This window comes from Nitrospira sp. ND1 (assembly GCF_900170025.1).
In the GTDB taxonomy this organism is placed as follows: Bacteria; Nitrospirota; Nitrospiria; order Nitrospirales; family Nitrospiraceae; genus Nitrospira_A.
Map to the genome: position 1 here is coordinate 660430 of NZ_FWEX01000006.1, position 19969 is coordinate 680398.

A 19969-nucleotide genomic window follows, 5' to 3' on the forward strand; every position below is an offset into this window, starting at 1 on the left:
TACACCGGGATGCTGAACTGATGACGCGGGAACAGGTTACAGTCGGTGTAAGGCTTCGGGTCATTGCGCCGCGATGGGACGAACCGATCGGCGCCGTCGGTAGGGTCTCGGCGATGGGGTTCCTGTTCAATGACGACACATGGTGGTTCACCGTCGAGTGGTTAATGTGTCACCCGAAGCGATCTCCTCACAGCCTGAGGATGTGGGAGGAGGACCTTCCGACATTCGAGCTCTTCACCGGCCCCATCGTGGTAGTGGCGCCCACGACGCAGACGACACGCGGCCAGGCGCGTTCGCCCTTCCCTACACAAACCATCTTGCCCTTTATGGAATCTGACGATGACTGAGACGGCCGTGCCCCCGCTCGTCCGTTTCGGCACGTCCACGTGGACTTACGAAGGTTGGCAGGGTCAAGTCTATCAGCGGCAATACACCAAGACGAGCTTTACCCGCGAATGCCTCGGGGAATTCTGTCAGTATCTCTACAATGGTCAGCCGCTCTTCCGCACAGTGGGGAATGACTCAACCTTCTACCGGCCACCATCCGCAAACCAGCTCACTCGCTACTTGACGCAGATCCCCGAAGACTTTGAAATGTGTTTCAAGGTGTGGGAGGAGCTCACCATCCCAACCTATGCGAAGCATGCACGCTATGGCGTTCGGGCCGGACAAGCGAATCCGAACTTTCTGAACGCTTCGGCCTTCAACAAGCTCGTGCTGCAGCCCTATCGGGATGCCCAGTTCGGTCCGCACACCGGTCCATTTCTGTTTGAGTTCCAGCGCCATGGCATGGCAGCAGAGGAATTCTACGCGCGGTTGGACGCATTCTTCGCTCTGCTCCCACGAGACTTCCGCTATGCCGTGGAGATTCGAAACGCGGGTCTACTGGGCCCCGCCTACCATGAACTGCTGTGTCGGCATGGTGTCGCCCACGTCTACAACCACTGGTCCTACATGCCCTCCCTGGCCGAGCAGCACCAACGCATGGAAACCTTTACCGCCCCGTTCGCCGTATTGCGGCTCTTGACCCCGCTCAAGATGACCTATGAGGCGGCGAAGAAGCGAGCCGAACCCTATAACAAGATTGTTGGGGAGTTGCCAGAGATGCGCCGGGACACCGTGCGACTCGTCCAGCAAGCCAGCGGCCAGAACCGAACCACCTATGTCTTGGTCAACAATCGGGCAGAAGGAAATGCGCCACTGACGATTCAGGCGCTGGTGGAAGGACTGCAAACCGATCCGATGGACGGAGCTGGCAGACTCCGGGATTAGGCAGCCTGATCATCCCGAGAGACCCGTGACTCGAAGGGTGAAAATGTCTGGGACGCGAGAGCCTGAAGCGCGGTTTCCCTGGCTGCAAGCGCCATCTGATACGCCCCCTCCTCTCCATACTTGGGGATCGAAAACTTCCGATGCTTGGCTTTACAGTTTTCAATGGGCCACTGGACTTCCCAGTAGAGCCGTCGTGCCCGTTTCCCTTTGGACATCTCGCACCGATCCACTCTCGTCAGACCGGAGATGCCCGACCGGTTGGTCTTCTTCAGAATCGCACAATAGGCCGGCTTACTCAGAGGGGGATGCGCCTGGATAAGCGTGTTCCGATACACTTGGGCGGCCTGGAGGGCTTGTTCCCGGCCTCCGTAGGGCCCGTCGCTGAAGTCGCGCAGGAAGACCTGCTTCCGGCGCTGCACCCTCACCCGCCAGCAGTGCGTAGACGATGCCTTGTGATCAACCCGTCGGATATTCAGCATACGCATCTCCGCAACGTAATTTCGAAGAAGTACCAGGACTGGGGTCTCAGATGCCAACAGGTTCACCGGCTTGTGATGGAACTCACGGCCACAACCCCAGGCTCTTCTCGCCACTAGAAGCTCACGGACTTGTATGGTCAAAACGATAGGCCACGGGGATCAACAAAAGCACAGGACTATCGAACTCCCAGGCAAGCATGGAGAAGGGAGCAGATCGTTCCAAGAGGGTCTTTCCGGCATCGTCGAGAATCCCCGATCCAGAGGATTGATAAACCTCAATATGCTGCAATGAACCATCTGGGCCCACCGTTGCACCAGCAACAATATTGCCCTCCAGCTTCGACGCTATCGCCTCGACGGGATACTCCCGGTGCTTAAGAACCTCCTCCTTCACGGCTTGGATGAGGGCACGTTGGCGAGGGGATAAGGGCATCAGGTCGTATGTAATGGGGATTTGAGCCGTGAGTTGCGTCCAGGTCTCACTGGAAGGAATATCAGTGATCTGTACGGAACGCACCAAGCGGACGGCCTCGTTGTCCAAGAAGGCATTTCCAGAACTCGTCTCAACCGTCACCCTTGAGAACGTTCCGTCGCGTTCCAAGACTAAACACAGTTGCACCGTTCCCTGCCATCCATACTGGCGAGCCAGCATCGGATACGTACTATTCTTGACAATTTCCTGGTGAACCCGTTCTGCCATATTTCTCGCCACAGTTGGGCTGAAGATCGGGAATAGTGGAGGGCTGCCGTTGCCCATGAAACAGCGTGAGGGGGTGTGGGGAAAAACCGCCGAATGTGGACCATTCACCGTGATGAGACTCACTGGAAGAACGGGCGGAGAGCTCGTACATCCGTTTGAGAGACAGGCCACTACTAACAGGAAACTGGACCACCACTGGCGCGAGCGCATAAGAGATGCCTTTCCCGAAAAAAGGAGTCTGAAGTGCGTTTGCCCACGTCAATGCGCGTGGTTGTTGAACAATTCAAACAGACGCTGAGACTCAGCCGGTTGTACGCGCTCAATCGCTATGCCAAACTCATTCCGCCCGGCCCACGTTACGAGCGCTTCCTCTATGCGAATGGCTTGATCTGTTCCAGGGCAGATGACGAAGAGGGAAATTGTCATGCCGGGGGAAACCGACACCGGGCATTCAATGTGAAAGTGCCTCGGCGAGCACCCCCAAATTGTGGCCGCAACGTGCCAGTCCTGTTCGGGAAAGCTAACCATGCACGGTATCGAGAAGGATGGAGACCCGACATGCGAGGAAGCCAAGTGCATGGACCAGAGTCTACGGGAGGACTGTGGATTCGCCCATTCCCCGTTGGTCGGGAATTGTGCCCCCTCTCTAGCGGGAGTTTTGTCTAGCGATACCACAACTCGGCCGATGCGATCAGCCAAGCAGGTCAAGAAGTGGTGGCATGAATTCTGATCATGCCTTTGTCGTATGGGCCCTTGGTTGATAGACAAGGAGGATCGCGGTATGTGTCATGTGCTTCCTTCGCCTTAAAAGAGCCCCAGGGGACCAATAAAATCAATATCTTACATAATGAAACTTTCCAATCTGATACATGGTTTTACAATGGCTTACAAATAGGCTGTCCGATATAGGACGCGGACTGCACAGCCGCTGTGAGGGCAGCTAATGACCGTGTCTGCAACTGGTGCCCGGAGTGATGTACCAAGAACACATCGAGGCACAACATATTAAGATGATCGAAATCTGAGTGCCTTGAGTATTAAGCGTTTCCTTGCGACCAACGATTCACGATCCAGCGGCAGGTCTAGAAAAGCTTTGATCTGTTCAATACTGGGGAATTTATAACCTTCGAAAATTAGAAATTCTAGAAGAGCTTCAACGTACCTCTTGAGTTGATAGACTAGTGTTTCCCCTCTTCCACCAAACTCGTCTTGATGCACCGATGAGTTTCTGGATTCCTTTAAATGGTAGAGGACCTGACGGTGAAATGTATTGTCCTTCCAAAGAAAGACCGCTCGCCTTATGGTCACATCGGAATTTTCCTTACTAGTCTGAGTCAGATGCTCAAGCACACTCCAGAGCTTAAGAAAAATTGATTCATAATCACGCCCATCCAGCGCTCGCACATAACGCAGAAGTCCTCTCACTATAAACGCCTCGCAAGAACTGGACTTCATTTTGGCCATGGCCTTTTTCTCGTATTTCCTAAGTTTATCCCAATTCTCGGTAACGTCATAAGCTCTGATGGGCTCTTGGTAATTAGGATCATGCCACCATTTATGATCAATGATATCCAGGTCCGCCTTAAATAAAGTCTGTAGTGACCCAAGTACTATCTGATTAACGGGAGATATTGTACCGGAAGACATGCGCAGCATCTTTTTCGAGTTAAGACTTAGGTTCCATAGCGCTCTAGAGCAATCTAGAGCGTCTAAAGCCGACCATCCAGCTTCGGTTTCTGATTTCCCCGCAGTGGATACGATACATCGCAAGTAGTCGCGTGGGAATTCCCGCGTTATAGCCTGCATAAATATAGTTTTATATTGGAGCTCCTTTTCTAAAACCTTCATTGGGACGTCTTGACCAAATCGAATCACATGACCGGACACTTTTATTTGCGGTAATCTCTTTCTTGATCTGATCGAAATGCTACCGGCCATAAAAAATTTTTCGGCTGGTTTTTGCGTGTATTCGTGCTCCCTAGCGGAGATATGACTAATTAACCACTTGGAATTAAGCTTGTTTGCCTTTGCAGCAGCCATTACACCTTGTTGCGTGATTCCATGCGCGATCTCCTCCGGCAGCTCGGAAGAGAATTCAACTGATGAGATCAGCAATTGCATGTAGTCCTCAAACCAATGTCCTGGAAATTCTACATGGCCTGCGGCATTTGTTCGTTTCTCTTTCTCAAACCAGGCTAGAGGAACAGCGGGGTCATAGCCTTTTTTCCATTGCGCGCACATAGTGTCCTTCTTGGTTCGGCAGGGATTACATCTTGCACCGTTTCTCCAGGTCGATAGTGTCTGCTCCGAGCCGGACATTACCAAGGAACCTACAATTCACGACGTTGAAACTTCCTCGGAGAACAATCCTCCTAGCCCGCGATCTGCTATATATGCTGATAACAAAAGCTCAAGGAACTCATCTAGCTGAGCCTGCAACTTGATTACTCGATTCAGGAAGATTCCAACCTTCTTTGTAGTATTGCTGATGTCGTCTGGAGTCTTTAGGTCGAATACGATTAGCTCTCTTAGGACATCGGCGAGCAGGTAGGTCGTCTTTCCTTCACAAAAAATAAACTTCGATATCGCTTCGTCGCGTTCTTTGAAAACGGATACATGTCTCGCCAGCGCCTCGGCAAATTGATCGTAATCATAATGGAAAATCGCAGTATTTCTACTATCAGCCAACTGTGTCCTTAGATCATCACCGGTTGTATTTATATCTCTCAAAGTGGTCACTGCTTCTGGTGGGAGGCTTTCCCGTAGTACTTTGAACTCACTAGAACTCTGTAACGAGCCGAGGACCACCATGGCTTCATGAAGAGTTCCGAGATAAAGCCGGTAGGCGAATCCCAGACTAGCGCGCCGCATATCCCCGAATCCTGTGAGAGATGTCATAAAGGCGACGATCTGTTGCAGGTCGTTATACGCAGCCATCATACGCAGTATATTGACGCTGAGCGGGTCTGACGGCGGAAATACTTTGGCAATAGGAAAGTTTATGACACGCATTTATGACTTTCTCAGGGCCAAATGGAGCACACCGCTGGACTGGTAAACGAGCTCATTCTGTCGCACTGATCTGGGCAAGCCCCAGGGTCAGTCTCAATACCGAACTTTTTGGGCGAGTTGATGCTTCATCCCTCCATCTGCTTGCCAATTGAAGACTTCCTTTGCTTCTTTAATACAGTTTCCTAATACCCTCAGCATCCTGCCCCCTGACATCCGGCTTGCCTGTTAATAGCCACCGGAGTAATTCGTGAAGCGGGTGCCAGTGCTGCCGCTGTTTGGCTTCACGAATCTCCTGAACACTCGGAATGTTCTGAAGTGGCAAATTTTCTCTATGCAGCTACCGTGTAAGAGCGAGAATGGAAGTTAGGACAGATTCTGCTTAATGAGAAATGCGAGATCTATAACGTGTTCCTCACGAGCCAGCCAGTTTTCACACTCGTTGAGTAGGAGTAAAGGGGCCAATTGTGCCATGAGTTCGGAGCTGCTCACGATATTCGTCACCAACTGAGGCGGCATACGGCCCAGGGTTGCTAATACCCAATCCCCGCCTGCGGAAGTAGCTTCAACAAGTACCCTCACTGTCGTCTCATTTCCTATTAGCCGTAGAGCCTCTGATGCTGCAGCAGCCACTCGCGGATCGCCAGACGTGAGCTTCTGAACCAGCTTTCTGATTACAGGCTCCTGGGTGTCCGGACCAAATGCTGCTATTGCATGAAGTGCAACGTTTTCATCAGCATCTGCTATGAACGGTAATATTGCTTCGTAGTCCTTCAGACCCGCCTTGCCGAGACCCCAGACAGCCGCCTGGCGTATCTCGTCCCCTTCAAGCTGCCGACTCTGAGCAATACGTACCAGTTCGTTTTTGGAAAATTGACTACCGAGTTCCGTGAGTATCAGTACAGCCTCCATCCGAAGATCCTTGCGTCCGTCACCCCACAACACGGCTTCAATCCTCTCCTGCCCAAGGGAGGACCCTAGGGATGCTGATGAACCAGCCGCCTCCAGAGAAACGCGCTCGTCTTGTTCTGATCTAAGAAGACTTTCCAATGCAGGGATTGCCTGAGGTCGTAAATCTTCCCGATGCGCAATAGCTTTTACTGCCGCATAACGATCGAGTGGATTTTGCTTTAGAAGGTCGTCCAGAGGATTGTATTCTCGACTTAGAAGAGATGTAACCTCCGCCATCTCAGATGGAGCTCCAGCAAGGATTGAGAGGCCCTTTTTAAATCTATCACCCGGACGAACATAAACGTGTTTCCCATTTAATGTATATGTCTGCCTACGCTGCCTCCCGCCGTCACCTGTCATCGTTACGACAAGCTTCGTTCTGGTGACTGACTCTACAATCCCGTTATCGGAAGGAACAATTGCTGGCCAGGTCCTGTCACGTTCCGCCCCCTCAGAAGCAGACTTAGGAGGTCCAAGAGTAGATTTGTCAATGGAACCGCGTAGTGATTCGGTTGAAAAAAACATGGCCTCATCAGCCGGTCCTGGATCGCCTTGCTCTTGACGAATACCAATGAAAGCAATTATGTCCTCATTGCGTAGGCCGAAGTCCCAAGTACGGTCCGGATTTCTTGGCGCGTCACTCACTTTGATTTTCAGGTCCGACTTGGCGCGAACTTCGAATCGAATCCCAGTGCGAACACAAAGCAGATCTGGCAGCCTAAGGCGCTTCACCTTCGTCATCCATATTTTGTTGCAAGTGCAATATCTCTCCAGCTCTATAGGTCTAAAGCCTATAGCATGAAGCTGGCTCATAGTCTGGCGCACACCCATCGCGCCCAAGCTAAGGAAGTGCAGGAAACTGGTATCTGTTTTAAATCCCATTAGGCAGTACCTTTGCGGACAATGGGATTCAAGAGATCGCGAGGTGAGATTTCTAGAGCTGCAGCAATAGCAAAAATGTTTTCAAGAGAAACATTCCGCTTTCCTCGTTCAACTGAACTGATATAGGTTCTATGAAGTTTGGCCCGATAACCGAGTTCTTCTTGCGAGAGGCCAGCTTGACGCCGAATTTCTCTTACGTTGTAGCCGAAGAGTTCCTTCGCATTATTTTTTGAGCTTCCGCGCGCCTTCATGTTCTGCGCGCAAGCTAAAAAAATGTTAACAATAAGTCTACAGACTTTACGTCACGCATCTGGTATATTCTTGACCGGACTAAAGTCTGAGGTAATCGTGTTGAAACCTAATTTCGAGCGGCTGGCGGAGACTGTAACGGTCCCGCGGACTGATCCGATATATAACTGCCATGGCTACCTTACGAAGGTCCCAATAGCGGCAATAGAGCCCTTTATTGAGACATTTACCCAGGTGGGAGATATTGTCGCTGATTTCTTCGCTGGCTCGGGCATGACAGGCCTGGCAGCACTGAGGCTCGGGCGGAAACCTTGGCTCAGTGATATTTCGGTGCTGGGCCATCACATAGCCGAAGGGTACTCCACCCGCATTAAGGCCGAATCTTTCAAGGCAGCGGCCCAAAAAGTCATCGGCGATGCACGCACAGCAATTGGAGATCTCTACGCTACCCGCCGTTCGACTGATAATGTGACTGTCGAGATGGTTCGCACCGTTTGGTCGTTCACCTATAAGTGCCCCTCCTGCGAGTATCGTCTTGTTTACTTTGAGCATCTCTCACCGAAAGGTAAGGCTCCCAAGAAATGTCCTGCGTGTCTCGCCCCCTTCGTTCGCCGCAGATGGTCACGAGATCTCGACGTGCCAGTTGAGGTCGTGGTTCGAACTCCGCAAGGCCGTTTGATTCAGCAGCAGATCTCTGACTTCGATTACGCCATGATCAAAAAAGCAGCCAGCAATCCACGCCAGGCAGAGATCCCCTCACTGAAAATCACCGAGGACCGGGAAATGTTCAGCCGTTCTGGACTCGGTAAAGCAGGCCTGGTTAACACCAGGGATTTTTTTTCTCCTCGCAATGCAATCGCCTTGCTTGAATTGTGGCGAGCGATAAATGGGGTGAAGGACTATCACGCGCGTCAAAAACTCCTTTTTGCCTTCACGGCAATCCTGCCCCGCGCATCTCGCCGCTACCAATGGAGCGCACAGCGACCGCTGAACGCGCAGAATCAAACCTACTACATCTCCCCTATATACTATGAATGGAATGTATTCGAATTATTCGGGCGGAAAGTTAACGCAGCAATTCGGTCAGACTTGGAGCTTTTCTACCGTGAGCCGCTGCTCAGAAGCCAGGAGCATGCTTTACACTACATTGTTGCCTCGGCAGACCGGCTTAATCATCTTGAGACCGCATCTGTCGATTATGTATTCACAGATCCCCCTTTTGGCAGCAACATTTTTTATAGCGATATGAGCCTGTTTCACGAAGCCTGGCTCGGTAAGGTTACAGATCCCACTTCAGAAGCTGTTGTTCATACGACAGGGAAACGAAAGAATGGATCATCAGAACGCTACGAATGCCTACTGCGTTCTGCGTTCGCTGAGGCATACCGCATCCTAAAGCCAGGGCGGTACATGTCTGTCGTTTTTGGAAACAGCAGTGGTCGTATCTGGGGGTTAGTTCAGAGGGCGATGCGGGATGCAGGCTTCAAAGCGCCCGCTCATGTATCTATTCTCGACAAAGGCCAGAGATCAGTGAAAGGCTTAAATTCTGGATCAGAGAGTGTAGTTACCGTTGATCTCATCCTGACGGTGCAAAAGCCGATTCAGGTTGATAAACAGGAGAGCAGCCATGAACTGCGCAAGGGAGACACGGAAGCCATGATCGCCCAAACAATTAATGAACTCTCTGGCACTGTCACCAACGCTAGTCATGTATACGCTAGGATTCTACGGAAAGCGATTCAGAACCACTACGCCCTTGATCAGTTACATCTAACAGATGTGCTTCTCGCTTTACGTAAAAACGGCTATACGATTCATCCTAAAACCGGTATACTTTCGGTTTCAAAATCATTAGATTGACTAACTATAACCTCTGATTAAACAAATCAAGTTCCTAATCACTATCGTCCCTATAAAAAACTATGACCACGACACCAAAATTCAAGCCCAAAGTTATTTCATTCGTCAATCTAAAAGGTGGCGTGGGCAAAACTACTCTCGCGGTGAGTTATGCCTCCTACCTTGGAAATGTCCACAAAAAACGGGTTCTATTGGTCGACCTAGATCCCCAAACGAATGCTTCCTTCTGGGTTATGGGCTTCAAGGACTGGAAGAGACATGAAAAAAATAAAGGGACAGTCGCGGACCTAATGGGAGCAACCGCGCACAGTCGCCTTGGGAGCAATCTCAGAACAGTAGACAACATCGTGTACAAATCACCTGTGTTCGGCTTTGACCTTATTCCTTCGAACCTGTCCCTTTATACAATGGATTTGGACCTGGCGTCGGTGCCTATGAAAGAGGTTAAACTTAAGCGAGCAATCGAGGCATGTAAGAACCCCTATGATTATATTATTTGCGATTGTCCTCCCAATCTCACGATTCCAACCCAGAACGCGCTTGCATTGAGTACACATTACGTAGTGCCGATTGCTCTGGATTACTTTTCGTCGATTGGCATAAGTCTCCTCAAAAGCAGGATTGCCAAGCTAGGGAACGATTTGGACAATCACCCTAAGCTTGCTGGTATTGTCATTACGCGTGCAGGAAGCCGCCCGGGGTGGCACAAGGCGGAAACTGAGGGAGGTCTTCGCAAGACATTCGGCGCCGAACTCTTAAACTCCAAGATCAAAGATCGTCAAGATGTCGTAGTTTCAACTCAAGACAAAACTCCGGTATTTAATTCCGGCAACCAGTCTGTCATACAAGAATTCACTGGAGTGTGCCAGGAATTGTACGGTCGTATCCAATGAGGAGAGACAAAATTAAGGCCTGGTTGACTGAAGTGGCAAAACAGGCCAAACAGGCTCCTACTTCTCTGCCCGAAGGCACAGAACTGGTTGTGCGATCTCTGATCAACATGCTCGGGGTAGCGTCTGGGGACGAGCTGACGAATCTTAAGCTTAGTACCCCCAAGGAGAATATCGGCTCCCTAGTGATTAAACTGGCCGAGGTTTCGAAATTCCCTAAACGAGAGTGGATCGACCTTATTAATTTCTACGGTCTGTCATTAGATTTGAACCCGCGAGATTCAGCTCGCGACGTAATGGGCAAGCTAGCGCGCCATCTACGTGAGAATCCTGCAGCACTTGCGCTGGTAGCCTCCAAAAAGCCGGGGGTTCATGCCAAGAGGCGTACTCTCAAGAAAAGGCGGCCGCTCGCAGAGAATCTGCAAGACACTTTAACGCGACTACTCAACGAATAATCTTATATGAGTTATTTGCGAGACCTATCCAGATCGCAAAAGAATTCATTCTTAAATGCATTTGAATTCTTTTCCGATCGGGCCCACCAGAAAACATATGAAGATTTAATTGCCTCGATTTCCTCTCTCCAAAGCTGGTTGGAGTACTATGTCACAACTGCTAATTTCGAATCCAAAGTGAGCGATTTTTTTTCCGAAGCGGTGAATGACGCCATTTTGGCATATTCTTTTGCACGCGTGGGAACGTGGCGGCCAGCACTTCAAAGCCTCCGGAGCACTTTGGAGAACTCTCTTTATTTCTTATACTATAAAGATCATCCAATTGAGCTACTGCTCTGGGAAAAACAAAAGCATCGTCTCGGCTTCACCGACTTGAACTTATATTTTAAGGGGCATCCCCTCCTTTGCGGACACAACCATCAGATTGAAACTGGAATAGATGCGATTGAAAAATCGTACGCTGAGTTATCTAAAGCCGTTCACGGATCAGTCGCTTACTTTCGCATGGTGGGAAAATCGTCATTCGAATACCTGCCATCAATTCATGTGAAGGATGCGGTTGAACTCTCGCGGTTTAGGTCAATTGTAAGGAGACTTATCGAAGGTATTAATCAACTCCTTGTTGCAATGTTCAGGGAGTCTTTACAAGGTGCTGCTTTGCCGTCATTGCGCCAGGGGATTGCAGGCGCAGTCTCAGCAGCTAAACGTGCGGCAATAAAGAAATCGTTCAATATCATGCTTCACTGAAGTCTAACTTAACTTTTACAGTATCTCTGAAAGACTATTGTTTCCTCCCATCAATATTGAAGCCTCGTTAACCTACTCACGCAGTTGATGCCTCTCCAAATGTCGTTTTCTGAATGTCCTTGGCCGATGAATAGGGCCATCTGGCCCTAGTGGCTGTTTTATGGCCCTAGAGCAACTTTTTGTATTATTTCGCCATATTTTTGATTCCGGCGGCATGCCCATTCGACTCACCGCGGTTCCATTCGCCCTATCTCATCTTCGTCGCTGATTTTAACTAACGTGTGAATAACCGCTCCCAGAGCTACGTTTGATCACGTCCCCTTTGCAACTTTCAGTTTAGACAACGTTTTTGCATACCCGTCTCTCTCTTCTCTTCGTTTGCTCAGGAACGCTCTGTTTGGGATGCCGTAGTGTCCCTTAGTGTCCCCTATTGTCCCCTAGTGTCCCCGAATCGGCATCTTTCACCACCGCACGCCGATGCGTATGGTTCGTCCATACATCGTGCGCCGCAACGCAAAGGAGATCTGATGGAACAAACATGGTTGACCGTCGATGAGTTGGCCGCCGTCCTCAAAGTCAGCCCGAAGTCAATCCGCCGGGCCTACCGCAAGGGTGAGATTCCTGTCGATCGATTCTGCCGTTTTGTCCGCTTCGACCTGGAACGAGTGAAAGAGGCCCTTAAGGCCAAGGGGCATAGACCGTCCTTTGTGGAATCCAAGAGCAAGGGGGGACGGCGCAGCGCGACCGGCGGCGCCAGCCGGCGGCGCGCGCAGCCGACCAGCCCCCGACTTGGTAAGACGGGGGCGTCTATCGCACAGACCCCAAGGAGGAAGAAATGACGGGTTCCGGAGGGTTCACCCAGACCATCGATTGGCTGGCCTTCACCCTGCCGAAGGCTGAGGTGGCGGACGTGATCAAGCTGATTGGTGGCGACTGGTTCCAGAGTGAGACCGGCTTTCGCGGCTATCCCGTGGCGCAGCTTATGACGGAAGGCAAAACGGGCGTCGGGAAACTGGGGACTGGTGCTCCTCGCAACCCGAAGGAGGTGCATGTGGATCTCTCGGCAGGCATCATCTCCCAGTGGGACGAACTCAAGCTGAAGACGGTTCTCGCCTGGATCTTCGCTCAAAAAGGCCATGTCACCCGCATTGATGTGGCCCTGGATGACCGGGAGGCCACTGTCGCAGTCGAAACCGTCCGCCAAGCCGTGGAGGCCGGACAGCTCGTGAGTCGGTCCAAGCAGTTCAAAGTCATTCAAGCCTCGAATCATCGTGAGGGCGTTCGGACCGGAGAGACGCTCTACTTTGGGAGTCGAGAAAGCCAGACCATGCTGCGGGTCTATGACAAGCGCTTGGAACTGAAAAGTCGTGGCCGGGAAGACGCGGAATCCTACGGAGTCCGGTGGGAAATGGAATTCAAACAGGACCGGGCGCAAGCCTGCGCCAAAGCGCTGCTTACCCTCGATGCCGAAGATTGGCGGGCCTTCTTGGTGGGTGTGCTGCGCTCCTATGTGGATTTTCGAGAGACCACGCGAGAGGCCGAATCCTATGAGAAGTACCGGGCGCCATTGCTGAGCTGGTGGGAGGGCTTAACTGAAGGCTTTAGGCGCTGTCGGCTCGTGGTCGAACGCATTCAACAGCGGCTGGATGATGTCGTCGCGTGGTTCGCCAACGCCCTCAGCCCCATGCTCGCCGTGGTCGTGGCCTGTCGCGGTGATCAGTTTCTGACGGAGATGATTTATGCGGGCACGAAACGATGGAACCAGAAGCACTATGCCCTGCTGAAGCAACGCAAGAAGGTGGTGACGCCCTATGTGCTTCATCTCAAACCTCGTCCATGACTACGTGTATATCCGCGCCTGTCCGGAGTGTAAGGCCGCCGGAGCCTGGGGTGAGTTTCGGAAGGGAAAGTTGTTTGTGATCTGCAGCAGCTGTCGGTGCGAATTCCAATGTCTGCCAAAAGTCCGGCTTGCGGGCCGGGGCGTGTGGGTCAGGCGCAGAGCTGATCCGAGAATCTTTTCACAACAAGGAGGGTTGAACGATGCAAGTCAAAGCGGAGGGGGCAGTGCAGGGGTATGTGGAGCGGAGGAGTCGGGAGGGCAAGGTGTTTCGATCGGTGGATCTCTATGTGAAGGGCAAAGATCCGGGAGTGTTGCGATTGGGGATTCCGGAGGATCAGATGCCGTTGATTGAGGCGTGCAAGCAGGCCGAGGGGAAACAGGCTCGCGCCTCCATCGAAGTGCGGAAATTCGAACAGACGGGTCGCGTGTTCTTCGATTTGTCTGCCTTGGAAGTGCTGAAGTAACGGCAAGGGAGGAAGGCCGGTGGATCTTACGATTATTTTGGTCGCGATCTTATTACTGGCCTTCCTCACCGGCCTCGGAGTCGGACGATTGTGAAACTCTTCACGTTAACCAGTTATCTCTCGCTCATCTGGGGCCTTCTGGTCTCGTTCTGTGTTGCGCCGGGCGAATCCCTTGCGCAAACCGCCACGCAGTATTCGAGGGTGGTGGCTCAGGCCGAACGCATCGCGTACCTGGCCGCTCAACGGTCCGCTTTGGCGAACCAAGTGGCGACTGCCGCGCTCGCACCTTCGGCCACCTCGATGGCCGTTCGCATGGTGGCGGGCCCGGTCGGCTGGGCGGCGCTTGGAGTGAGTGCAGGTCTGGTTTTGGCCCAGATGTATTACTCGCAAGCTGATCTCTCGGCGGTCAAAACCGCCGCCTCGACGCCAGGCGGCTGGCAGATCGCCAGCACGAATGCGGGCGTGCAGACGTTCCCCGGTTTTGGCACGAACACGCCAGGCAATCCAGCCTATCCGAATGCGACGATTCAGTTCAGCGCGACCAATGTCCCGCTCTGCGCGGTCGATACCGAGTATCAGCATGATTGGGTGGTCGGGCCGTTTCAGAGCCTGAGCACAGCCGTCTTCTTTACCGGCAATTTCTTCGTCAATGGTCCTGCGGTCGGCGGCTACAGCCTGTATGTCTGCCATCGAACAGGCATTCCCGGTTCACCAACACCGTTGCAAGATGGCCTCATCGCACCGACTCCGCAGCAAGTGACGAATTATGTGACCAGTTTGCCACCAAGTGACCCGAAGTCCGTCGAAGCCCATACCAATCCAGTGGGGACTACTGGCACCACGCAGCCGGCCGATACCACCATCTCCCAAGCGGTGACGCCGACTGAGATGCCCACGACGGTGAAACCCAAGCCGGTGCCAGCCGGAGATATCGTTGTGGTAGACAACGTGCCTCCTCCGGCCAGTACGCCACAGCAGAATACCCAGCAGCAGACGACGACCACGACGACGACCACGACGCAGAACCCGGACGGCTCGACCACCCAACAGGAAGAGACCCAAGCGACGACCTCCTGTGCCGTGGGATCTCATGAGGCCCAGACCTTCGGGACGGTCCTGCAAGCGCATCAGACCATCTGGGCCAGTAGTGGCCTGCTCGGCACGCTGAATCTCTTGAAGTCGCTCACGTGGCCCTCGACCTTACCGGTGATTGCGCTGCCTTCGGCCTTCTTCGGCAGCCAGCAGGTCGATTTCAATCAATGGGCCTGGTTCTTCACCGTGCTCCGGACCCTCGTCATTGCGACGGCCTCCATTGCCGCCTACCGCATTATCTTTGTGGGAGGAGGCCAGACAACATGACGGCCATTCTGACCCTCATCTATTGCTGGCTGCAGGAGTTCTTTTTCTCCCTCACCGATTGGGGTCTTGGGATTTGGGATTCCTTGCTCTCGGTGGCGGACAGCACGCTCGCCACCATTGGGACGGCCGGGCTCACCCTGCCGGTGATTCCCGATCAGTACGCGTGGGTGCTGGGCGCGACGGGTATGAGTCAGGCGCTGGCCATCGTGGCGAGCGCCATGGGGACGCGGTTCATCCTGCAAACGATTCCATTTGTGCGGTGGGGCTCATGAATCAGATGGTGATGGGCTGGGCCTACGCGTGGACCGTCGTCTTAGCCCTGTGGATCTGGGTGTACATCAGGAGTCTGCGATGATCGAACTGTATGAAGGCGTCCCAGGATCGGGCAAGTCCTATCATGCGATCTGCGAGAAGTTCCTGCCCTGGGTGAAGCAAGGCCGACGGCTCTATATCGCCGTGGATGGCATCTATCTGGACCGGTTGTCGCTCTTCACCGGCATCGACCTCGACACCCTCGAACAGCAGATCACGCTCTGGAAGGACTCCGTCGAAGTCCTCCAGGCCTTTCCCCATGTTGAGCCCGGCTCAGCGGTGATTATCGACGAAGCCCAGACCGTCTTTCGGTCCATGCAGAAGGTCGAACCGGGGCTCCTCCGCTGGCTCGAAACCCATCGGCACTATGGCGTGGATATTCTGCTCATGAGCCAGGATTTTCGCCAGATGTCCCAAGGCGTCACACGACTCATCGAAGCGACGGTGAAGTTTCGGAAGCTGGCCTTTGTCGGTCTATCCAAGAAGTATCAGGGCAAGGTGCGCGGGAACCCCGAAGACAATGAGGTCATCCGGGCCTTTGTCGGGACCTACTCGCCCGCCATCTATGCCTACTACTCCAGTTATGCCTCGGCGGCGATTCGAGAAGAGAAACGCAGCCATACGGTCTTCAAATCGGCACGGGTGGCCATTGGCATCGCTGCGGGCTTGTTTGCCATTGGCCTCATGTTCTGGCGTCCGTGGTCGTCGCTGAGCAGCACCAAAGGAATGCCGGCAGCTGTCGTGAGTGGCGCTCCGAGCTTGCCTCCGCTTCCATCTCCATCGGCGCCGGGCAGTCTGCTGAATCCGTTTGGTGCGTCTGTCTCATCGACAGCGAGCCCACAACCTCCTAAGCGCACCGTGCGCATCCTCGGAGGGGCCGGAATGAGTCAGAACCGTCAAGGCTGGCGCTATCTCTTGGACAGCGGCGAGATCCTGACGGCCGCGCAGATTACTGGACGGTATGGGGTCTCGGTCTCGGAAGTCTATGAGGACGGCTCGATGCGGCTCATCGGTGAAGGAGTGTTCTATGGACCTGCCGGCGATTGAGGCGATGACCTACTTCACGGCCATTTTCTGGCTCGGCGGCTTTGCCGTTGGGCTGATCATCAAACTGATTCTGCCTCAGAGCCACTGAGGCGCTCGACCGTCGGCGAGTGTTCCGGCGGCGTAGGTGGACGGAACCACCACCAGCACAAGGAGGTGCCGTATGAAGGGATGGGGTTGGGTGAAAGGGCTCGGAGGGCTGCTCATGGCGTTTGTCTTCGCCTTGGGCGTCCCGGCGCTGTCGCAGGCGCAGCTGTTTCCGGTCTCGGCGGATGTGGCCACGGTGCGGGCCGATCTGCTCTTGTGGGCCACGGCCTTGATTGGCGTGGCGTTGGCGATCTACGCTTTTAAGCGCGTTCGCGCAATTGTGGGCTAAGAGAGAGCCCATCGAGGCAGGCTGGCAGCAGCCTGCCTCCTTTTTCGCATCATATGACAGCATGAACAGGGTGACGACAAAGGAATGCAAGGATGACGGCGCAACAAATTCAAACGATCGGCAATGCGCTGGCTGCCGACCTGGTCGCCTGGGGAACGGCGGCGATTGGCCTCGCCCTGGTGGCGGCCGGAGCCGCCTGGGTGTTGCGGCTACTGCGCTAAGCGCCGAGCCACCCCTGGTCGGCGAAGCTGTAGTAGCGTTCTTCGGCGAGGATGAGATGGTCCAGCAGCGGAATGCCGAACAACTCGGCAGCCTCCCGCAGCCGTTTGGTCAGGACACGATCTTCCGGGCTGGGCGAGCTATCGCCAGAGGGGTGATTATGCGCGCATATCCAGGCCCCGGCATTCATGAGGATCAGCGGCTTGAAGACTTCACGGGGATGGACAATGGTCAGGTTCAGCGAACCGGTGGAGACCACATTAATTCCGATGAGCCGATGCTTCGCATCGAGACCGCAGATCAAGAACTGCTCCCGGTCCAGATGCGCAAACAACGGCCGGAGGATCGCGGCGGCGCCTTCCGACGTATGGACCAATTCCGCTGCCGGAATGGCACGGCCCTCGCGCACGAGGGTCACGCGGTACCGAGGGACCCCGTATTTCCGAACTGGGCTCAGTGGCCGTCCACCGTTCGAGGAACCGAGAGTACTGTCAACGGACATGTCCGCCTCCTTCTGAAATTATGTTCTAGCCCCACCCTTCACAAACCAAGGGTGGGGCGTAACAGAGGAGGCGGCACGGGGCTCTCGCAGCGGGCAGGCCTGGAGGGGCGGAGACCGGCACGGAGGGGACCGGGAAGGCCTGCTCCGCTGCTCCCCGGCCCCGAGTCGTATCCATTGGGGGCTCAATCTTCGTCCTAAGCCGGCGGAACGGCGGGCGCTTCAGTCGGGGGGATGGGGGTGTCGTGAGACTCCCCCTGGTGCGACAAGATCAGGAGTAACAGTTCAGTTGGAACCCACAAGCCCAAAACTGCTCATCAATACAAGGGAAAGCGTAGGCCAGTCAGATTCTGGCAATTCCCCCCTCTCCCCTCGCCTACGCAACGAAATATCTGCAATTCTTGCGGAGGCACTTCTCGCTGATCTTCAATCACTTAGCCGATTTACGGTTAGTTCCCCTCCCCAAACCAACCGTAAATTGAAGTTGACTTCATCAGACAGAAACGAATAATCCCTGAGCTCTGGAATAGTCACCTAGTCGGTATGAACCTCAAGGTGAGCGGGTGATGAAGGAGGCTGAGATGATTGCGGCAATCTACGCCAGGAAATCCACGGAACAGGTCGGATTTAACGATGAGGAGAAATCGGTTACTCGGCAGATTGAGCACGCAACGGAGTTTGCCGTCCGAAAGGGTTGGACGGTTGCGCAGGAACATATCTATTCTGATGACGGCATATCCGGCGCAGAATTCCTCAAGCGGCAGGGCTTCCTACGATTGATGAATGCGCTTAAGCCTCGTCCAGCGTTCCAAGTGCTGATCATGAGCGAAGAGTCTCGATTGGGCCGTGAGGCTATCCAATCGAGCTATGCCTTCAAGCAAATCATCGATAGCGGCGTGCGGATATTCTTCTATCTTACTGACCAGGAGCGAAAGCTTGATAATGCCCTCGACAAGGTGATGCTTAGCCTGACGAACTTCTCGGCAGAAATGGAGCGAGAAAAAGCGAGCCAGCGTACCTATGATGCCATGCTCCGAAAAGCCAAAGCTCTCCACGTCACGGGCAACAAGGTTTTCGGCTACGATAACGTCCCCGTCTACAGCAGCCAAGCGAACAACGATGGTACCCCGCACCGACAGCACGTTGTTAGAAGGATCAATACCGAACAAGCTAAAACAGTCGTGCGAATATTCGAAATGTACGCATCAGGCTTTGGTCTGGCAAGCATCGCTAAGGCGTTAAACGAGGATCGCGTCCCGCCTCCTCACGGTGGGAATCTGGGCTGGTGCCCAACAGCTCTTCGGGACATCCTCCAACGTGACCTTTATCGAGGTATGGTCCTTTGGAATAGGACCCAAGCAATTCAACTCGGCGGAACGCGGAAGCAACGAAAGCGTCCTCAATCGGAATGGCTTCGTATCGACGCACCAGAATTGAGGATCATCTCCTCCATGCTGTGGGAGCAGGTTGAACAGCGTAGAACACAAAATAGGAATGCCTATCTGCGCGGGGAAGGTGGTCGCCTCATTTCACGACCTACGGGCGAAGATCACCGGTCTTCCTATCTACTCAGCAGCATTGCAAAATGCGTCGTATGTGGTGGTTCGATCGTGGCAATAAAGCGAACTGCGAAACAACGTTATGACCGCACCGTGTATCGTTGTGCCTACCACCACAAACGAGGTCATACCGTCTGCAGTAACAACGTGGAAGTCCGCCAAGATATTCTCGACTCAGCCATCCTGCACGCTATAAACAACATGCTAGACGATCAGGTCCTGGAAGCCTCTGTTGCGGAGGCCTTGGAGCGGATTAGAAAAGAACAAAAAAACCTACCTGACGAGCGCATCATTGTTGAACGGGAACTTTCTTTGATTGAAACACGGCTGCATCACCTAGTCGAACATATAGCGAATGGCAAGGCAACAGATGCCATTGACGCATCACTCCGCCAGGAGGAGGCTAGGAAGAAGACGTTGTTAGGGGAATTGACGAGGCTGGACCAGCTTGCTCAAATGGCGTATGTGAACGAGAAACAGCTCGTCAAGGAATTGAGAACCCGCTTAGGAGATATCCCTGGTTTGCTCACCCGACAGGTTCCGCTCGCCCGCCAGATGCTCAGGAAACTGCTTGACGGTCACATTTCATGCGAGCCCGTCGAGGAGGGTGGGAAGCGAGGCTATCGATTCACTGCCACGGGAACATTCGACCGTTTACTGACTGGCGTGAAGGTTATCAATCAAAGTGGTGGAGGGCAGGGGAGTTGAACCCCCGACCCCTACGTTGCGAACGTAGTGCTCTCCCAACTGAGCTAGCCCCCCACAACTCTCACGCGGCATTATACACAACCGGAGCCCGGGTC

At 53.5% G+C, this 19969-nt stretch carries 22 protein-coding genes and 1 tRNA gene; 15 read left to right on the forward strand and 8 right to left on the reverse strand.

Translation table 11 applies throughout. The features are described 5' to 3' along the window. Nucleotides 1-20 precede the first annotated feature (20 nt). Both NSND_RS07800 and NSND_RS07805 read left to right on the forward strand, forming a co-directional pair. Nucleotides 21-347: a hypothetical protein gene (locus tag NSND_RS07800; RefSeq protein ID WP_080878439.1), complete on the forward strand. Its 327-nt coding sequence runs from the start codon at nt 21-23 to the stop codon at nt 345-347. Next, nucleotides 340-1272: a DUF72 domain-containing protein gene (locus NSND_RS07805; RefSeq protein ID WP_080878440.1), complete on the forward strand. Its 933-nt coding sequence runs from the start codon at nt 340-342 to the stop codon at nt 1270-1272. Before NSND_RS07800 ends, NSND_RS07805 begins: the two co-directional genes overlap by 8 nt. On the opposite strand, the gene NSND_RS07810 is transcribed toward NSND_RS07805, so the two are convergent. The 6 genes from NSND_RS07810 to NSND_RS07840 form a co-directional block, all read right to left on the reverse strand. After that, a complete protein-coding gene (locus NSND_RS07810) occupies nt 1269-1751 on the reverse strand; it encodes an AP2/ERF family transcription factor (RefSeq protein WP_159450689.1) in 483 nt (160 codons plus the stop codon). The genes NSND_RS07805 and NSND_RS07810 overlap by 4 nt on opposite strands. A 121-nt stretch (nt 1752-1872) precedes the next feature. Beyond that, complete coding sequence (locus NSND_RS07815) at nt 1873-2451, reverse strand: TonB family protein (protein ID WP_159450690.1); 579 nt, start codon at nt 2449-2451, stop codon at nt 1873-1875. 1005 nt (nt 2452-3456) lie between these two features. After that, on the reverse strand, nt 3457-4692 hold the full coding sequence (locus NSND_RS07825) for a hypothetical protein (RefSeq protein WP_080878444.1): 1236 nt from the start codon (nt 4690-4692) through the stop codon (nt 3457-3459). A gap of 96 nt (nt 4693-4788) precedes the next feature. Beyond that, a complete protein-coding gene (locus NSND_RS07830) occupies nt 4789-5463 on the reverse strand; it encodes a hypothetical protein (protein ID WP_080878445.1) in 675 nt (224 codons plus the stop codon). Between the two features lie 363 nt (nt 5464-5826). After that, nucleotides 5827-7293 carry a HEAT repeat domain-containing protein gene (locus NSND_RS07835; protein WP_080878446.1) on the reverse strand — a complete coding sequence of 489 codons (1467 nt, stop codon included), beginning with the start codon at nt 7291-7293 and terminating at the stop codon, nt 5827-5829. Continuing rightward, nucleotides 7293-7544, reverse strand: a complete 252-nt coding sequence (locus tag NSND_RS07840) for a helix-turn-helix domain-containing protein (RefSeq protein WP_080878447.1) — start codon at nt 7542-7544, stop codon at nt 7293-7295. Before NSND_RS07840 ends, NSND_RS07835 begins: the two co-directional genes overlap by 1 nt. Before the next feature lie 70 nt (nt 7545-7614). On the opposite strand from NSND_RS07840, the gene NSND_RS07845 reads away from it, so the two are divergent. From NSND_RS07845 to NSND_RS21825, 12 genes are all read left to right on the forward strand, one after another. Next, a complete protein-coding gene (locus NSND_RS07845) occupies nt 7615-9402 on the forward strand; it encodes a DNA methyltransferase (RefSeq protein ID WP_235000200.1) in 1788 nt (595 codons plus the stop codon). 62 nt (nt 9403-9464) lie between these two features. Further along, nucleotides 9465-10295, forward strand: a complete 831-nt coding sequence (locus tag NSND_RS07850) for a ParA family protein (protein ID WP_080878450.1) — start codon at nt 9465-9467, stop codon at nt 10293-10295. Between the two features lie 32 nt (nt 10296-10327). After that, the gene (locus NSND_RS07855; RefSeq protein WP_143833465.1) at nt 10328-10747 is read left to right on the forward strand and encodes a hypothetical protein; all 420 of its coding nucleotides are present in this window, start codon (nt 10328-10330) and stop codon (nt 10745-10747) included. A gap of 6 nt (nt 10748-10753) precedes the next feature. Then, entirely contained in the window at nt 10754-11494 is a 741-nt protein-coding gene (locus NSND_RS07860; protein WP_080878452.1) for a hypothetical protein, read from the forward strand. A 527-nt stretch (nt 11495-12021) separates the two neighbouring features. After that, on the forward strand, nt 12022-12333 hold the full coding sequence (locus tag NSND_RS07865; RefSeq protein ID WP_080878453.1) for a helix-turn-helix domain-containing protein: 312 nt from the start codon (nt 12022-12024) through the stop codon (nt 12331-12333). Continuing rightward, nucleotides 12330-13334 (forward strand): replication initiation factor domain-containing protein, encoded by a 1005-nt coding sequence (locus NSND_RS07870; RefSeq protein ID WP_080878455.1) that lies wholly within the window; start codon nt 12330-12332, stop codon nt 13332-13334. The genes NSND_RS07865 and NSND_RS07870 overlap by 4 nt, the downstream gene beginning before the upstream one ends. 200 nt (nt 13335-13534) lie before the next feature. Further along, nucleotides 13535-13798 (forward strand): hypothetical protein, encoded by a 264-nt coding sequence (locus tag NSND_RS07875; protein ID WP_080878456.1) that lies wholly within the window; start codon nt 13535-13537, stop codon nt 13796-13798. A gap of 90 nt (nt 13799-13888) precedes the next feature. Further along, the gene (locus NSND_RS07880; RefSeq protein WP_080878457.1) at nt 13889-15157 is read left to right on the forward strand and encodes a hypothetical protein; all 1269 of its coding nucleotides are present in this window, start codon (nt 13889-13891) and stop codon (nt 15155-15157) included. Continuing rightward, entirely contained in the window at nt 15154-15429 is a 276-nt protein-coding gene (locus NSND_RS07885; protein ID WP_080878458.1) for a DUF2523 family protein, read from the forward strand. The genes NSND_RS07880 and NSND_RS07885 overlap by 4 nt, the downstream gene beginning before the upstream one ends. A gap of 79 nt (nt 15430-15508) precedes the next feature. Beyond that, nucleotides 15509-16516 (forward strand): zonular occludens toxin domain-containing protein, encoded by a 1008-nt coding sequence (locus NSND_RS07890; RefSeq protein WP_080878459.1) that lies wholly within the window; start codon nt 15509-15511, stop codon nt 16514-16516. Nucleotides 16517-16676: 160 nt separating this feature from the next. Continuing rightward, nucleotides 16677-16889 (forward strand): hypothetical protein, encoded by a 213-nt coding sequence (locus NSND_RS07895; RefSeq protein ID WP_080877055.1) that lies wholly within the window; start codon nt 16677-16679, stop codon nt 16887-16889. 92 nt (nt 16890-16981) lie between these two features. Beyond that, nucleotides 16982-17110, forward strand: coding sequence for a hypothetical protein (locus tag NSND_RS21825; RefSeq protein ID WP_255373855.1), 129 nt, complete (start codon nt 16982-16984; stop codon nt 17108-17110). Here the strand turns inward: NSND_RS21825 and NSND_RS07900 are convergent. Beyond that, complete coding sequence (locus NSND_RS07900; RefSeq protein ID WP_080878460.1) at nt 17107-17610, reverse strand: JAB domain-containing protein; 504 nt, start codon at nt 17608-17610, stop codon at nt 17107-17109. The two genes, NSND_RS21825 and NSND_RS07900, sit on opposite strands and share 4 nt — an antisense overlap. Before the next feature lie 578 nt (nt 17611-18188). On the opposite strand from NSND_RS07900, the gene NSND_RS07905 reads away from it, so the two are divergent. Beyond that, the gene (locus NSND_RS07905) at nt 18189-19874 is read left to right on the forward strand and encodes a recombinase family protein (RefSeq protein WP_159450692.1); all 1686 of its coding nucleotides are present in this window, start codon (nt 18189-18191) and stop codon (nt 19872-19874) included. Here NSND_RS07905 and NSND_RS07910 read toward each other — a convergent pair. Beyond that, a tRNA-Ala gene (locus NSND_RS07910) sits at nt 19853-19928 on the reverse strand. The two genes, NSND_RS07905 and NSND_RS07910, sit on opposite strands and share 22 nt — an antisense overlap. Nucleotides 19929-19969: the final 41 nt, after the last annotated feature.

What these genes read in the sequence shown, in the direction of transcription:
- NSND_RS07800 (WP_080878439.1), top strand. Translation starts at nt 21, where the DNA reads ATGACGCGGGAACAGGTTACAGTCGGTGTAAGGCTTCGGGTCATTGCG.
- NSND_RS07805 (WP_080878440.1), top strand. Translation starts at nt 340, where the DNA reads ATGACTGAGACGGCCGTGCCCCCGCTCGTCCGTTTCGGCACGTCCACG.
- NSND_RS07810 (WP_159450689.1), bottom strand. Translation starts at nt 1,751, where the DNA reads ATGCTGAATATCCGACGGGTTGATCACAAGGCATCGTCTACGCACTGC.
- NSND_RS07815 (WP_159450690.1), bottom strand. Translation starts at nt 2,451, where the DNA reads ATGGCAGAACGGGTTCACCAGGAAATTGTCAAGAATAGTACGTATCCG.
- NSND_RS07825 (WP_080878444.1), bottom strand. Translation starts at nt 4,692, where the DNA reads ATGTGCGCGCAATGGAAAAAAGGCTATGACCCCGCTGTTCCTCTAGCC.
- NSND_RS07830 (WP_080878445.1), bottom strand. Translation starts at nt 5,463, where the DNA reads ATGCGTGTCATAAACTTTCCTATTGCCAAAGTATTTCCGCCGTCAGAC.
- NSND_RS07835 (WP_080878446.1), bottom strand. Translation starts at nt 7,293, where the DNA reads ATGGGATTTAAAACAGATACCAGTTTCCTGCACTTCCTTAGCTTGGGC.
- NSND_RS07840 (WP_080878447.1), bottom strand. Translation starts at nt 7,544, where the DNA reads ATGAAGGCGCGCGGAAGCTCAAAAAATAATGCGAAGGAACTCTTCGGC.
- NSND_RS07850 (WP_080878450.1), top strand. Translation starts at nt 9,465, where the DNA reads ATGACCACGACACCAAAATTCAAGCCCAAAGTTATTTCATTCGTCAAT.
- NSND_RS07860 (WP_080878452.1), top strand. Translation starts at nt 10,754, where the DNA reads ATGAGTTATTTGCGAGACCTATCCAGATCGCAAAAGAATTCATTCTTA.
- NSND_RS07865 (WP_080878453.1), top strand. Translation starts at nt 12,022, where the DNA reads ATGGAACAAACATGGTTGACCGTCGATGAGTTGGCCGCCGTCCTCAAA.
- NSND_RS07870 (WP_080878455.1), top strand. Translation starts at nt 12,330, where the DNA reads ATGACGGGTTCCGGAGGGTTCACCCAGACCATCGATTGGCTGGCCTTC.
- NSND_RS07875 (WP_080878456.1), top strand. Translation starts at nt 13,535, where the DNA reads ATGCAAGTCAAAGCGGAGGGGGCAGTGCAGGGGTATGTGGAGCGGAGG.
- NSND_RS07885 (WP_080878458.1), top strand. Translation starts at nt 15,154, where the DNA reads ATGACGGCCATTCTGACCCTCATCTATTGCTGGCTGCAGGAGTTCTTT.
- NSND_RS07890 (WP_080878459.1), top strand. Translation starts at nt 15,509, where the DNA reads ATGATCGAACTGTATGAAGGCGTCCCAGGATCGGGCAAGTCCTATCAT.
- NSND_RS07895 (WP_080877055.1), top strand. Translation starts at nt 16,677, where the DNA reads ATGAAGGGATGGGGTTGGGTGAAAGGGCTCGGAGGGCTGCTCATGGCG.
- NSND_RS21825 (WP_255373855.1), top strand. Translation starts at nt 16,982, where the DNA reads ATGACGGCGCAACAAATTCAAACGATCGGCAATGCGCTGGCTGCCGAC.
- NSND_RS07900 (WP_080878460.1), bottom strand. Translation starts at nt 17,610, where the DNA reads ATGTCCGTTGACAGTACTCTCGGTTCCTCGAACGGTGGACGGCCACTG.
- NSND_RS07905 (WP_159450692.1), top strand. Translation starts at nt 18,189, where the DNA reads ATGATTGCGGCAATCTACGCCAGGAAATCCACGGAACAGGTCGGATTT.